Raw genomic sequence first — 13,974 nt, forward strand, 5'->3', positions numbered from 1 at the left:
CGGGCGATGACCGACCCGCTGATCCGCATCGCCGAGGCGCTCGAACGTCTTGCGCCGCCTCCGGCACCACCCGCCGACCCGCTCGCCCACCCCGCCTATGTCTGGCGCGGCCATAACCTGAGCGAGGCGCGCGCCTTCGCGCCGCTGCCGCTCGATCGGCTGCGCGGCGTCGATGCGCAGCGCGAGGTTCTGCGCGCCAATTTCGAGCGGCTCGCCGGCGGCCATGCCGCGCAGGACGTGCTGCTCTGGGGCGCGCGCGGCACCGGCAAGTCGGCGTTGGTCAAGAGCACGATCGCCGCGGTGCAGGCGAAGGGCGGGCGGCTGGCGCTGGTCGAGGCCGCGACGCAGCATCTCGAGACGCTCCCCGAGCTGTTCGCGCTGCTCGCCCGGGCCGACCGACCCTTCGCCATCTTCCTCGACGATCTGGGCTTCGACGCCTCGGGCGATGCGCGGGCGCTGCGCTCGCTGCTCGAAGGCGGAGCCGAGGCGCGGCCGGCCAATGCGCGACTGGTGGTCACTTCCAACCGCCGCCATCTCGTGCCCCGCGACATCGCCGAGCAGTCGAGCGCGATCAATCCGCGCGATTCGGTCGACGACAATCTCGCGCTCGCCGACCGATTCGGGCTGAGCCTCGGCTTCCACGCGATCGACCAGGACACCTACATCGACATCGTCCGCGGCTATGCCGAGGCCTATGGGCTCGACTTCGATCCCGCCGAGGCAGTCAACTGGGCAACCCGCCGCGGCAGCCGCTCGGGCCGCGTGGCCTGGCAATATGTCGTCGATTTGGCCGGGCGCGCGGGGGTGGCGCTATAGGGCTCAGCCCAGCGCCTCGACCTGCTCGGCCAGCTCGAGCCAGCGCATCTCGGCTGCGTCCTTCTCGTCGCGCAGCCTGGCGATACCGTCGCTCAATTTCGCGAACTTGCCCGGATCGCGCGTGTAGAGGTCAGGGTCGGCCAGCGCCGCCTCGTCCTTGGCGATCTGCGCCTCGATCTCCTCGATCCGCTTGGGCAGCAGGTCGTAGTCGCGCTGGTCCTTGTAGCTGAGCTTGGTCTGCTTCTTGGGCGCCTCGGCCGCCGACGCCGCCTTGGGCGCGGCCTTCTTCGGCTCGGCCTTGGGCCGGCGCCGCGCTTCCCAATCGGCATAGCCGCCCGCGACCACGTCGACGCTACCCGATCCGTCGAGCCCGAGCGTCACCGTCACCGTGCGATCGAGGAAGTCGCGGTCGTGGCTGACGATCAGCACCGTGCCTTCATAATCCGCGATGACTTCCTGGAGCAGGTCGAGCGTTTCGAGGTCGAGGTCGTTGGTCGGCTCGTCGAGCACCAGCAAATTGCTCCGCCGCGCGAACTCGCGTGCGAGCAGCAGCCGCGAGCGCTCACCGCCCGAGAGCGACCCGACCTTGGCGTCGGCCAGGCTCGGGTCGAACAGGAACTCCTTCAGATAGCCGTGGACGTGCTTCTTGACGCCCAGCACCTCGATCCAGTCGCCGCCGTCCGCGAGCACGTCGCGCACCGTCTTGTCGGGCGCCATCAGGCTGCGCTGCTGGTCGATGATCACCCCGTCGAGCGTCTTGGCGAGCGTCACGCTACCTTCGTCGGGCTCGAGCTCGCCGGTCAGCAGCTTGAGCAGGGTCGACTTGCCCGCGCCGTTCGCGCCGACGATGCCGATGCGGTCGCCGCGCGTGACGCGGAAGGTCAGGTCCTTGATGATCGTGCGCTGATTTTCTCCGGCGCCGAAGCGCTTGGTGACGTTCTTGGCGTCGATCACTACCTTGGTGTTGGTGTCGTCGACGCTCGTCACCAGCTTGGCGGCACCCTGCGGCCCCAGCATCGCCGCGCGGGTGGCCCGCATCTCCTTGAGCTTTTCGAGCCGCCCCTGGTTGCGGCGACGCCGGCCGGTCACGCCGCGCTGGAGCCAATGCTCCTCGATCTTGAGCTTGGCGTCGAGCCGCTGGGCGTTGCGCTCCTCCTCGGCATAGACCTGATCCGTCCAGGCCTCGAACCCGCCGAAGCCGATCTCGGCACGACGGATCGCGCCGCGGTCGAGCCACAGGGTCTGCCGCGTCAGCCGCGTGAGGAAGGTGCGGTCGTGGCTGATGACGATGAAGGCGCCGGTGAAGCGATTGAGCCATTCCTCCAGCCATTCGATCGCGGCGAGGTCGAGGTGGTTGGTCGGCTCGTCGAGCAGCAGCACGTCGGGATCCTGCGCCAGCGCGCGGGCGATCGCGGCGCGGCGCCGCTCGCCGCCGCTCGCGGTCTTGGCCTCGCGCGACAGGTCGATGCCGAGCTGGTCGGCGATCGCCTCCGCCTCGTGCTGCTGCGGCGCGTCGCTGCCCGAGAGCACATAGTCGAGCAGCGTCGTGCAGCCCTGCATCCGCGGCTCCTGCTCCAGCATCACCACGCGCGTGCCCGGCACGATCGTGCGGCGGCCCTCGTCCGAATCGATCACGCCGGCGATCAGCTTGAGCAGCGTCGTCTTGCCCGCGCCGTTGCGGCCGATCAGCGCCAGCCGGTCGCGCTCGCCGACATAGATGTCGAGCCCGCGGAACAGCCAGCCGGAACCCTGGATCAGGCCGAGATTTTCATATGCGAGGACGGGAGCTGCCATTTTGCCTTTTGATTCATCTGGAGGGCGCCGGATCGGCAGGCGCGCTCAGCACCTAGGGGTCTGCCTTGCCGCCCGCAAGTTGCGCGCTGCTGACAGCGATGTTCAGGGGCTATTCAATGCCCGATCCCTATGCGATGCCGATGCGAATGCTGGTCGAACCCGTTCTATGCGCGTGCCTGGCTGCGACGACGCTTGCCGCGCCGGTCGTTGCGCAGCCCGTGCCCGAGGTGCAGGATTCGGGCCAGGACGCCGCGAGCCAGCGCCGCCTGCGCGGGCAGAACCTGCCCGTGCGCGAGATCGAGCGCCGCGTCGTTCCCCGCATGCCGGGCGCGCAATATCTCGGCTTCGACTATGATCCGGGCACGGACATTTACACGCTCAAATTCCTGCGCAATGGATCGGTGATCTGGGTGGACGTGGACGGCCGCAGCGGCCGCATCCTGCGCCGCACGGGCAGCTAGGCGCGACTACGGCGCCGATTTCGGGGACGGATATGCGACTTTTGATCGTCGAGGATGAGCCCAACCTGGGGCAGCAGCTGAGGAATGCACTCGAAGGCGCCGGCTATGCGGTCGACCTCGCCACCGATGGCGAGGAGGGCCATTTCCTCGGCTCGACCGAGCAATATGACGCGATCCTCCTCGACCTGGGCCTTCCCGAGATCGACGGCCTGACGGTGCTCGATCGCTGGCGCAAGGAAGGCAAGACCACGCCGGTGCTGGTGCTCACCGCGCGCGACAGCTGGTCGGATAAGGTGGCGGGGCTCGATGCCGGCGCCGACGATTATGTCGCCAAGCCCTTCCAGACCGAGGAACTGATCGCCCGCCTGCGCGCGCTCATCCGCCGCGCCTCGGGCAATGCGTCCGCAGAGCTGATCGCCGGCGACATCCGCCTCGACACCCGCTCGGGCAAGGTCACCAAGGCCGGCGAGCCGGTCAAGCTCACTGCGCAGGAATACAAGCTGCTCAGCTATCTGCTCCACCACAAGGGCAAGGTGGTCAGCCGCACCGAGCTGATCGAGCACATCTACGACCAGGACTTCGACCGCGATTCGAACACGATCGAAGTGTTCGTCACGCGTATCCGCAAGAAGCTGGGTCCCGACGTGATCACCACCATCCGGGGCCTGGGCTACAGCCTCGAGGAACCCGCCGGGGCGGCCTGATCGCGTGCGGCTGTCCGGCCTGAAGCTCCCCCGCCTGTGGGGCCGCCGGCCGGAGCCCGCGCCGGTGCTGCCCGACGACATCCGCCCGCGCCCCTATGTGCGCGTCACCGGCTCGGTGAGCCGGCGCATGATCCTGATCGCCTCCGCCTGGATCATGCTGCTGCTGCTGGGTGGCGGCTATGCGCTCGACCGCGTGCTCACCACTGCGATGACGCGCAATTTCGACGACCAGCTCGAATATCTGCTCAATTCGATGATCGTCTCGGCCGAGCTCGGCCCGGGCGGCGAAGTGGTGCTCAACCGCGAGCTCGCCGACCAGCGCTTCCTCGAGCCCAATTCGGGCGCCTATTGGCAGATCAGCGGTCAGGGGTTCGAGCCCTTCCCCTCGCGCTCGCTGTGGGACCGGCGGCTTCGCGCCGACCAGGTCCATGACGACCGCGAGCTCCACATCTACGACAGCGACGAGTTCCCCGAGGAGCCGCTGCGCATCGCCGAGCGCGACCTCAAGCTCCCCGGCTCTCCGGTGCGCTGGAAGTTCCAGGTCGCGCAGAGCCGCGCCACGCTCGACGCCTGGATCGCGACGCTGCGGCGCACGCTGGTGCGCAGCTTCGTGCTGCTCGGGCTCGGGCTGATCGTGATGGTCGGCCTGCAGACCTGGTACGGCCTGCTGCCGCTCCGGCGCGTGCGGCTGGAGATCGCCCGGCTGCGTGCCGGAAAGTCCAAGCGCATCGAGGATTCGATGCCCGCCGAAGTCGCGCCGATGGTCGAGGAATTGAACGCGCTCGTCGAGCACAACGACCGCCAGGCCGAGGAAGCGCGGCGCCACGCGGGCAACCTCGCCCATGCGCTCAAGACGCCGCTCAGCGTCATCATGAACGCCGCCGCCGCGGGGCAGGACGATCTGCCCGGCACCGTGATCCGCGAGGCGCGGACGATGCGCCGCCAGATCGACCACCACCTCGCCCGCGCCCGCGCGGTCGGCCGGCGCGGCAGCGCGCACAGCCGCGCCGAGGTCTGGCCCTCGATCGAGGCGGTCGAGCGCGCCGTGGCCCGACTCTATCCCGCGGTGCGGATCGACGTCGACGGCCCCAGGGACCTGTTCGCGCACATCGAGCGGCAGGACCTAGACGAGATCCTAGGCAACCTGGTCGAGAACGCCGCCAAATATGGCGGGGGCAGCGTATTCGTGACTGCGGCCGCGCAGGCCGGCTTCGTCGAGATCATGGTCGAGGACGACGGCCGCGGCATCCCCGAGGCCGACCGCATCCGTATCTTCGACCGCGGCGTGCGGCTCGACACCGGCAAGCCCGGCACCGGCCTGGGCCTCGCCATCGTCCGCGACGTGGCCGAGATCTACGGCGGCACCGTCAGCCTCGAAGAGAGCGACGACCTGGGTGGCCTCCTCGTCCGCCTGCGCCTGCCGGCGGCGGGCTAGCTTCTCAAATCCCCCGCATCGCCTCCGCGGCGATCGCCAGGCTCCGCTTGCGCGCCTGATGGTCGAACATCGCCGAGGTCAGCATCAGCTCGTCCGCCCGCGTCCGCTCGACGAAGGCCGCGATCTCGCGGCGGACCTTCTCCGGCCCGCCCACCGCCGACGCCGACAGCACATGGTCGAGCACGGCATTGCCATGCGCCCCCAGCGTGTCGCGATAGCCGCGGATCGGCGGCGGCAACTGGATGCCGCGCCCGGTGGTGCGGATCGCGACGAACGCCTGCTGCTGCGAGGTGGCGAGATACTCGGCCTCGGCATCGTCGTCGGCCGCGAAGACGTTGAAGCCGAGCATCAGCCAGGGCTTGTCGAGCACCGGCGAGGGCCGGAAGTTGCGGCGATAGACGTCCGCCGCCTCGTCCATCATCGCCGGGGCGAAGTGCGAGGCGAAGGCATAGGGCAGCCCCAGCATCGCCGCGAGCTGCGCGCCGAACAGGCTCGATCCCAGGATCCACAGCTTGACGTCCGCCCCCGCCCCCGGCGTCGCCCGGATTCCGGTGCGGCCGTCATCGGCGAAATAGCTCTGCAGCTCGACCACGTCTTGCGGGAAGGCGTCGGGATCGCTGTCGAGCGTCCGCCGCAGCGCCCGCGCGACGCGCTGGTCCGATCCCGGCGCACGGCCCAGCCCCAGGTCGACTCGACCGGGAAACAGCGCGTCGAGCGTGCCGAACGCCTCCGCCACCTGCAGTGGCGAATGGTTGGGAAGCATGATCCCGCCCGCGCCGATGCGGATACGGCTGGTCGCCTGGCCGACATGCGCGATCACTACTGCAGTGGCAGCGCTGGCAATCCCTTCCATGCCGTGGTGCTCGGCGACCCAATAGCGCGTGAAGCCCAGCCCCTCGACATGGGCGGCGAGATCGGCGGCATTGGCAAGCGCCTGGCGGGCATCCCCGCCCTGGACGATGGGGACGAGGTCGAGCAGCGAATAAGCAGTCATGGCCGGCAAGATGGGACCTCGCGCCCCTCTATTCCACTCAAGCTTAACTGCACGCGCCCCAAGCGGCGATCGCTTGCCTAAAACCCCAGCGTCAGCCGCACCGCCGCGCCCTTGTCCGGCGCCATGTCGGCGAAATTGCCCGGCTGGCTGCGCACGAACAGGTTCGCGCTGATATCGCCCGCCGCCAGCGGCCAGAGATAGCGCAGCTCGTAATCCACTTCGCGGCCTTGTGGTGCCAGGTTGATGCGGCTCGCGTTCCACGCGCTGACGCTCGACGTCGCGTAATCCCATTCCCCCGGAAGCGCGAGGTCGATGCCCCCGCTCGCCACCCGAAGCGGCTGGGCGACGCGCAGGCCGAAGCTGTCGCTCCGCGCGAACAGCCCGGTCTTGCCCAGGTCGGCCGCAAAGGCATTGGTGCGGATCAGCCCCGATCCCTTGAGCCCGCCGCGCAGCTCCGCGCGCGTCCAGCCCTGGCGCATCGACCCGCCGAGCGTCCAGCCCGAGCCGAGATCGTAGCGCAGCCCCAGGTCGAGGAAGCTGCTGTCGGCGCGCGCCGCCCCCAGCGCGCCCGAGAAGCGCGCGCCGAGCACCGTGTCGGCCTCGCGCATGTGCGTGAGCGAAAGTCCTGCGCTTAAGCCGCCGAAGCTGCGGTCGAGCCCGATGGTGGTCCGCGCATAGCCCGAGCGCTGCGGCCGCCACTTGAGCGACGCGAACTCGGTGTCGCGCCGGCTGAGCACCTGTCCCTGTTCCTGCGCGAGCGTCAGGCCCCAGCGGCCGAGCGCCTGGCGCACCGCGACCGAGCCGTCCACGTCCACGTCGAAGCCGGCATTCTGCACCGGGTCGCGCGCGACCAGGAAGGCCGGGTCCGCGCGCCCCGCGAGCCGCGCGGTCAGCGTGTTGCCGCTCTCCGACGCGCCGATCGCGAACTGTGCCTTGCCGCCCAGCCGACCGCTGACCGTCGCCGCGAGCACGCGCGCCGCGTCCGCATCCCGGCTGCCGATGCCGAGCCGCTCGATGCGGATCGAATCGCGCGTCGGCACCAGCGACACCGCCACGCCGAGCCCGCGCACCCCAGCCGAGAAGCTGCGCTCGCGCGATGCCATCAGTTGCGGCAGTCGGCGCGCGCTGCCCTGATGGCTGATCGTGCGCGCCAGATCGGTGGCGAAGGCGCGGTCGAAGCCATCGAGCACCACGGCGCCGAGCGCGCCTTGGCGCGCGTCGCCCATCGGAGTCGAGAGCGCGGCGTTGACCCCGGTCGACACCGCGCCGCCCGAACCGGCGACCGACAGGCTGCCGACCGGCTGGAAGGCCCGCGTCAGGTCGAGGATGCCGCGGCCATAGACCGGGTCGGTGCCCGCCGCGCCCGCGTCGCGCGCAGTGGCGTAGAGCAGCTGGACGATCTGCGCACCGGTCAGGTTGGGGAAAGCCTGGGCGAGCAGTGCGACCGCGCCCGCGATCTGCGGCGCGGAAAACGAAGTGCCCGACCACAGCATCGGCGCGCCCGTCTGGTCCGGCGCGCGCACGCTCTGGCCGACGGAGGCGAGATAGGTGCCGGCGCCGGTGCCCGCGCGATTGCTGAAGCTCGAGATCTGGTCGCTCGAATTCACCGAGCCGGCGATGATCACCAGCCCGCGCGCCCCGCTGCTCGCGGCGGCGGTGCCGGCGAAGGGATCGGGGTTGACGCCCTCGGGCTTGTCGCCGTTGTTGCCGGCCGAGATGACGATGACGATGCCCGCCGCGGTGGCGCGATCGATCGCCTGGAGAAGCGGCTGGGTGGGCGGATCTCCGCCGAGCGAGATGTTGACCACCCGCGCCCCGCCGGTCCGCGCCGCGTCGAGCCCGGCCGCGATCGCATCGTCGCCGAAGCTGCAGCCCCCGTCGGCGCTGGTGTCGGCGCAGCTCCCCGGCGAATCGGCGCGGGTGACGATCAGCTGCGCGTCGAAGGCGACGCCGTGCGTGCCCGCGTCGTTGCGGCGGCCGGCGATGGTGAAGGCTACGGCGGTGCCGTGCCCGCCGACGTCGTCGATCGAGGCGTTGCCGGCGGTGTCGCGCGAGGTCGCGAGGATACGGCAGCTTCCCGTACCCGGGCCGCCCGAGCAGTCGCCGAATTCCTCGCTCTGCAGGTCGATACCGCTGTCGATCACGCCGACGCGGATTCCCGCGCCGGTGCCGCCATGGTCATAGGCAGTGAGCGCGTTCATCGAGACGGCGCCGACGGTCGCGCGATATTCGGACGTGTCGTAGCTCGCGCGCGGCGTGGGGCTGGGCGTGGGGACCGGAACGGGACTCGGCGTCGGGGTCGGCGCAGGCGAGACGGGAGGCGCGGGGATGGTGCCCACACCCCCGCCGCCGCTTCCGCCGCCGCATGCGGCGAGGGCGAGCAGGCCCGAAATCGCAGCGCCATGCTTCAACCGCAGAGACAATGCCGCCCGCATCCAGGTCCTCTCATGAGAAGGTCGCGAACAAGCCCTTAAAATGATTAAGGTTTATCGCAACTTAACGATAGTCTTCCCTGACTGCTTGCAGCACTAACGTCCACTCCGTAGAGCCCCGCACCGATGCTCACGCAGCTTTCGCACGTCCGTAACTGGATCTTCGATCTGGACAACACGCTCTATCCGGTGAGCGCCAACCTGTTCGCGCTGATCGATGCGCGGATCGGGGAATATGTCCGTACCCTGCTCGATTGCTCGCCCGAGGAAGCGCACCGCGTCCAGAAGGCATATTTCCACGCGCACGGCACCACGCTCTCGGGGCTGATGGCCGAGCACGGCGTCGATCCGCATCATTATCTGGATTTCGTCCACGACGTCGACATGACCGTGCTTCAGGCGAACGAGGCGCTGGTCGAGGCGCTGGCGCGGCTGCCCGGGCGCAAGCTCGTCTTCACCAATGGCGACGCGCCCTATGCGGGCAAGGTGCTCGACCGGCTCGGCCTGAGCGCGAGCTTCGAGGCGATCCACGACATCCATGCGACTGCCTATCGCCCGAAGCCCGATCCCTCGGCCTATCTCGGGCTCTGCGACGCCTACCAGCTCGACCCGGCCGAATCGCTCTTCGTCGAGGACATGGCCCGCAACCTGAAGCCCGCCAAGGCGATCGGCATGACCACCGTCTGGATCGACAACGGCTCCGAGCAGACGCCGGACCCCGATCGCGGCTTCATCGACTATACCGTCAACGACCTCGGCCGTTGGCTGCACGAAATATTGGAGGACTGAGTGACCGACCTGCAAACCACGATCGACGCCGCCTGGGAGCAGCGCGCGGACTTCACCACCGCCAGCCAGGGCCGCGTGCGCACCGCCGTGGCCGAGGCGCTGCGCCTGCTCGACCGCGGCGAGGCGCGCGTCGCCGAGCCGACCGAGGGCGGCTGGCAGGTCAACCAGTGGCTCAAGAAGGCCGTGCTCCTCTCCTTCCGCCTCAACGACAATGTCGTGATGCCCGGGCCGGGCGGCGCCAACTGGTTCGACAAGGTGCCCAGCAAGTTCGCCGACTGGGGCGACAACAGCTGGCGGGCAGCGGGCTTCCGCGCCGTGCCGGGTGCCATCGTCCGTCACGGCGCCTTCATCGGCAACGGCGCGGTGCTGATGCCCAGCTTCGTCAACATCGGCGCCTATGTCGGCGAAGGCACGATGGTCGACACTTGGGCGACGGTCGGCAGCTGCGCGCAGATCGGCAAGAACGTCCATATCTCGGGCGGTGCCGGAATCGGCGGCGTGCTCGAGCCGCTCCAGGCCGATCCGGTGATCATCGGCAACGGCGCCTTCATCGGTGCGCGCGCCGAAGTGGCGGAGGGCGTGCGCGTCGGCGAGGGCGCAGTGCTCTCGATGGGCGTGTACCTCGGCGCCTCGACCAAGATCGTCGATCGCGCGACCGGTCAGGTCTATCGCGGCGAAGTGCCGCCCTATGCCGTGGTGGTGCCCGGCGCGCTTCCCGATCCCAACGGCGGTCCGTCGCTCTATTGCGCGGTGATCGTGAAGACGGTCGACGCGCAGACGCGCTCCAAGACCGGCATCAACGAGCTGCTGCGCGACTGAGGATCGGCCCATTCCCCTCCTCTGCGAGAGGGGAATGGCCAGCCGAAAGCAGAGGTCTCAATAGGCCGCGGTGAAACGCGCGCGCGGATGCCGGTGCGCCTCGAGCTCGTCGACCATGGCGATCGCATAATCGGCGAAGCTGATCCGGCTCTCTCCCTCATCGTCGGTCACGAGCTGGTCGGCGCCGGTGCGATAGGTGCCGCGCCGGGGCCCTTCGAAGAGCAGCGCCGCGGGAGAGAAAAAGGTCCAGTCGATCGCCTGTTCGCCGCGCAGCGCGTCGAGGAAGGCGATGCCGCCCATCGCCATGCCCTTCCATTCGGCCGGGAAGTCGGGCGCATCGATCAGCCGTACGCCCGGCGCCGCCTCCAGGCTCGCCGCACCGCCCGTCACGAGCAGCCGGCCCACGCCCGCACGCTTCAAAGCCTCGAGCAAGGTGGCGGCGGGCACGTCGAAGTGGAGCGCGCTGATCACCGCGTCATGGCCGCCGATCAGCCCGGCCAGCGCCTCGGGATCGGACGCGTCGCCGCGCACCGCAGCTACCCGCGGGAGTGCCGGGATCGCGTCGATGTTGCGTGCGATGGCCGTCACTTCGTGTCCGCGCGCCGCCAGCTCGCGAGTGATCTCCGATCCCGCCCGGCCGCTCGCGCCAAGAACCGCAATCTTCATCATGGGTCTCCAGTGGTTACCAATGGGAACCAACTGTGTTATGGATATCGCCCATGCAAGAAGGCACTATTTCCATAGCTGGTTCCGCCGAGGGAACCGCCTGCGCGCGCGGCAACGTCTACGCTGCCGACTGCCCCACCCGCATGCTGCTCGATCGCATCGCCGACAAATGGAGCGTCCTCATTCTGCTGCTCCTTGGTGAAAGCGAACACCGCTTCAATGCACTGCGCCGGCGGATCGAGGGCATCTCGCAGAAGATGCTGGCGCAGACGCTGCGCGGGCTCGAGCGCGACGGGCTGGTCGCGCGTGCAGTGGAGGCGACCGTGCCGGTGACCGTCACCTACAGCATCACGCCATTGGGGCGGGACCTGATGGCGCCTGCCAGTCGATGATCGACTGGGCGGAGACGCGGATGGTCGAGGTGGCAGCGGCGCAGCGCAGCTACGATGCCCGCATCGGCTGAACGGCGCACCGAAACCCTCTGTCAGCCGCCCCGCGGGCAAGCTATTCGGTAACGCATGCAACCAAATCCTCTCCGTCCCGGCCGCGCGCGCGCCATCGGCACCCTCTTCGCCGGAGCCGCCGCATGACTTCGGACATGACCTATGGCCGCTATCTGGCGCTCGACCAGCTTCTCACCGCCCAGCACCCGCTGTCGGACCGGCACGACGAGCTGCTGTTCATCATCATCCACCAGACCAAGGAGCTGTGGCTCAAGCAGATGATCGCCGAGCTTCTGCCCGCCAAGCAGCTCGTGCGCTCGGGCAGGCTGGTCGAGGCATACAAGGGCCTCGCGCGCGTCAGCCGGATCCAGGCGGTGATGACGCTCAGCTGGGACGTGCTCGCAACGATGACTCCCAGCGATTATACGCGCTTCCGCTCGGTGCTCGGCAGCAGCTCCGGCTTCCAGTCGGACCAGTTCCGCGCGGTCGAGACGCTGCTGGGGCTGCGTGGCGGGGGGGTGCCGGGGCCGCTCACCACCGAATATGCCCAGCTGCCGAGCCTGTGGGACGACGCCAATGCCGCGCTCGCCGCATCGGGCTTCGCACTGCCGGCCGAGGCGCTGGAACGCGACTGGCCGCAGCCCTATCAGCCGAACGACGGCGTCCGCGCCGCCTGGGCCGAAGTCTATCGCGAGCCCACGACGCACTGGGACCTCTACCAGCTCGCCGAAAAACTCGTCGACATTGACGATGCACTTGCCACCTGGCGCCACAAGCACGTCCTCACCGTCAGCCGCGTGATCGGCGGCAAGCCCGGCACCGGCGGCACGGCGGGCGTGACCTATCTCGAATCGACGCTGCCCAAGCGCGCCTTCCCGGAGCTCTGGGCGCTCCGCACCGACCTGTGAGCTACAAGCGCCTCTTCCAGCGTGCGCTGGCCGCCGCACCCGATCGGCTGCACTTCGCCACGCACAGTCATCACCTCTGGCCCGACGCCAGCTACATCGGCCAGCTCGCGGCGTGGGAGGACGCCGCCCGGCTCGCCGACCGCAAATGGGATCGAGTGATGGGCGAGATCTGGCCCGCCGCCCAGGCGTATGTCGCCGCCGAGCTCAAGCTGCCCGATCCCGCCACCGTCGTCTTCGCGCCGAACACGCACAGCCTGCTGGTCGCGCTCGCCTCGGCACTGCCGCACCGGCCGCTGCGCATCCTCGCGAGCGACGGCGAATTCCACAGCTTCCGCCGCCAGAGCGCGCGCTGGGAGGAAGCCGGCACCGCCATCGTCGAGCGCGTGCCGCTGGAGACATTGGTCGAGCGCGGCCGCAGCGGCATGCACGACCTGATCTTCGCCAGCCAGGCCCAGTTCGGTACCGGCCGCGTACTGGAGGGACTGGAAGAACTCGCCGCGCTTGCCCGGCCTGAGGGGCCATGGGTGGTGATCGACGGCTATCATGGCTTCATGGCAATGGAGACCGATCTCTCCGCCGTCGCCGATCGCATCTTCTACCTCGCCGGGGGCTACAAATATGCGATGGCGGGCGAGGGCTGCGCCTTCCTCCACGCCCCGACCGGCTTCGGCCCGCGCCCCGAAGTCACCGGCTGGTACGCCGAGTTCGACGATCTCTCGCTGCCGCCGGGAAGCATCGGCTATGCCCCCGACGCGCGGCGCTTCCTCGGATCGACCTTCGATCCCTCTGGAATCTACCGCTTCGTCGCAGTGCGCGACATGCTGGCGGACGAAGGCCTGACCACCGCCGCGATCGCCGCGCATGCCGCCGGGCTGCGGGCGCACCTGCTCGCAGAGCTCCCGCTCGACGCCGAGCTGCTAAACCCGGGATCGCCCGCGCGCTTCCTCGCCTTGCGCTCGCCCGAAGCCCAACGCTGGAAAGCCGAGCTCGAAGCGGACGACGTCATCCTCGACGTCCGCGGCGACGTGCTCCGCATCGGCTTCGGCCTCTACCAAGACATGCGCGACGTGGAGCAGCTCATCGAGGCCCTGCGCCGGCTTTGAGATTTGATCACGCAAAGGCGCAAAGACGCAAAGAGGTTCAGCTCCGCGATAGCGGCCATCTTTCCTCTGCACCGAGCACAAACAGCCGCTGACGCGGCGCGGACACTGGGAACGAAGATCGCCAATCTTCGCGCCTTTGCGCCTTTGCGTGAACCAATTTCCTGACGAGCGCCTAGTGCGCCCCGCCCACCATCGACACGCCCAGCCGGGGAATCTCGATCGCGGGACACCGGTCCATCACCACCTTGAGGCCCGCCGCCTCCGCACGCGCGGCGGCTTCCTCGTTGATCACGCCGATCTGGAGCCACACTGCCTTGGCGCCCGCCGCGATCGCCTCGTCCACTGCCTCCCCCGCAGCCATCGGGCGACGGAAGATGTCGACCATGTCGATCGGCTCGCCGATCTGGCTTAGCTCGCGGAAGACGAACTCGCCATGGACATGCTCGCCGGTGATCTGCGGATTGACCGGGATGACGCGGTAGCCGCGGCTCTGGAGATATTCCATCACGCGGTAGCTCGGCCGGTCGGGCCGGTCCGACGCGCCGATCATCGCGATCGTGCGCACCTCGTCGAGCAATGCGCGTATATCCTCGTCGCTGGTCAGCGGCAT

General features: G+C 69.1%; 14 protein-coding genes. 9 read left to right on the forward strand and 5 right to left on the reverse strand.

Translation table 11 applies throughout. The features are described 5' to 3' along the window. The first annotated feature begins 6 nt into the window (after positions 1-6). Positions 7-816, forward strand: coding sequence for an ATP-binding protein (locus tag J7500_RS01595; RefSeq protein WP_294059411.1), 810 nt, complete (start codon positions 7-9; stop codon positions 814-816). Positions 817-819: 3 nt separating this feature from the next. Here J7500_RS01595 and J7500_RS01600 read toward each other — a convergent pair whose 3' ends face one another. Beyond that, positions 820-2,610, reverse strand: a complete 1,791-nt coding sequence (locus tag J7500_RS01600; RefSeq protein WP_294059414.1) for an ABC-F family ATP-binding cassette domain-containing protein — start codon at positions 2,608-2,610, stop codon at positions 820-822. 116 nt (positions 2,611-2,726) lie between these two features. On the opposite strand from J7500_RS01600, the gene J7500_RS01605 reads away from it, so the two are divergent. From J7500_RS01605 to J7500_RS01615, 3 genes are all read left to right on the forward strand, one after another. Continuing rightward, positions 2,727-3,071, forward strand: coding sequence for a hypothetical protein (locus J7500_RS01605; RefSeq protein WP_294059415.1), 345 nt, complete (start codon positions 2,727-2,729; stop codon positions 3,069-3,071). Between the two features lie 32 nt (positions 3,072-3,103). Further along, complete coding sequence (locus J7500_RS01610) at positions 3,104-3,775, forward strand: response regulator transcription factor (RefSeq protein ID WP_294059417.1); 672 nt, start codon at positions 3,104-3,106, stop codon at positions 3,773-3,775. 127 nt (positions 3,776-3,902) lie between these two features. Continuing rightward, positions 3,903-5,210, forward strand: coding sequence for a HAMP domain-containing sensor histidine kinase (locus tag J7500_RS01615; RefSeq protein WP_294060655.1), 1,308 nt, complete (start codon positions 3,903-3,905; stop codon positions 5,208-5,210). A gap of 4 nt (positions 5,211-5,214) precedes the next feature. On the opposite strand, the gene J7500_RS01620 is transcribed toward J7500_RS01615, so the two are convergent. Together J7500_RS01620 and J7500_RS01625 are read right to left on the reverse strand one after the other, a co-directional pair. Continuing rightward, complete coding sequence (locus J7500_RS01620) at positions 5,215-6,204, reverse strand: LLM class flavin-dependent oxidoreductase (RefSeq protein WP_294059419.1); 990 nt, start codon at positions 6,202-6,204, stop codon at positions 5,215-5,217. 77 nt (positions 6,205-6,281) lie between these two features. Continuing rightward, positions 6,282-8,639 (reverse strand): S8 family peptidase, encoded by a 2,358-nt coding sequence (locus tag J7500_RS01625; RefSeq protein WP_294059421.1) that lies wholly within the window; start codon positions 8,637-8,639, stop codon positions 6,282-6,284. 123 nt (positions 8,640-8,762) lie between these two features. Between J7500_RS01625 and J7500_RS01630 the strand changes: the two genes are divergently transcribed. Together J7500_RS01630 and dapD are read left to right on the forward strand one after the other, a co-directional pair. Further along, positions 8,763-9,425 (forward strand): pyrimidine 5'-nucleotidase, encoded by a 663-nt coding sequence (locus J7500_RS01630; protein WP_294059423.1) that lies wholly within the window; start codon positions 8,763-8,765, stop codon positions 9,423-9,425. Then, positions 9,426-10,244, forward strand: coding sequence for a 2,3,4,5-tetrahydropyridine-2,6-dicarboxylate N-succinyltransferase (gene dapD / locus J7500_RS01635; RefSeq protein WP_294059424.1), 819 nt, complete (start codon positions 9,426-9,428; stop codon positions 10,242-10,244). It begins immediately after the preceding gene. Between the two features lie 57 nt (positions 10,245-10,301). Here dapD and J7500_RS01640 read toward each other — a convergent pair whose 3' ends face one another. Continuing rightward, the gene (locus J7500_RS01640) at positions 10,302-10,910 is read right to left on the reverse strand and encodes an NAD(P)-dependent oxidoreductase (RefSeq protein ID WP_294059426.1); all 609 of its coding nucleotides are present in this window, start codon (positions 10,908-10,910) and stop codon (positions 10,302-10,304) included. A gap of 53 nt (positions 10,911-10,963) precedes the next feature. Here J7500_RS01640 and J7500_RS01645 point away from each other — a divergent pair, with 53 nt between their 5' ends. The 3 genes from J7500_RS01645 to J7500_RS01655 all read left to right on the forward strand — a co-directional run bounded on the left by J7500_RS01645 (position 10,964) and on the right by J7500_RS01655 (position 13,364). Beyond that, the gene (locus tag J7500_RS01645; protein ID WP_367112961.1) at positions 10,964-11,302 is read left to right on the forward strand and encodes a winged helix-turn-helix transcriptional regulator; all 339 of its coding nucleotides are present in this window, start codon (positions 10,964-10,966) and stop codon (positions 11,300-11,302) included. Between the two features lie 194 nt (positions 11,303-11,496). Next, complete coding sequence (locus tag J7500_RS01650; protein WP_294059428.1) at positions 11,497-12,261, forward strand: tryptophan 2,3-dioxygenase; 765 nt, start codon at positions 11,497-11,499, stop codon at positions 12,259-12,261. Then, positions 12,258-13,364, forward strand: a complete 1,107-nt coding sequence (locus J7500_RS01655; protein WP_294059429.1) for a class V aminotransferase — start codon at positions 12,258-12,260, stop codon at positions 13,362-13,364. The genes J7500_RS01650 and J7500_RS01655 overlap by 4 nt, the downstream gene beginning before the upstream one ends. Positions 13,365-13,536: 172 nt before the next feature. On the opposite strand, the gene J7500_RS01660 is transcribed toward J7500_RS01655, so the two are convergent. Then, positions 13,537-13,974, reverse strand: coding sequence for a CoA-binding protein (locus J7500_RS01660; RefSeq protein ID WP_294059431.1), 438 nt, complete (start codon positions 13,972-13,974; stop codon positions 13,537-13,539).

This window comes from Sphingomonas sp., from assembly GCF_017744835.1.
GTDB lineage: Bacteria > Pseudomonadota > Alphaproteobacteria > Sphingomonadales > Sphingomonadaceae > Sphingomonas.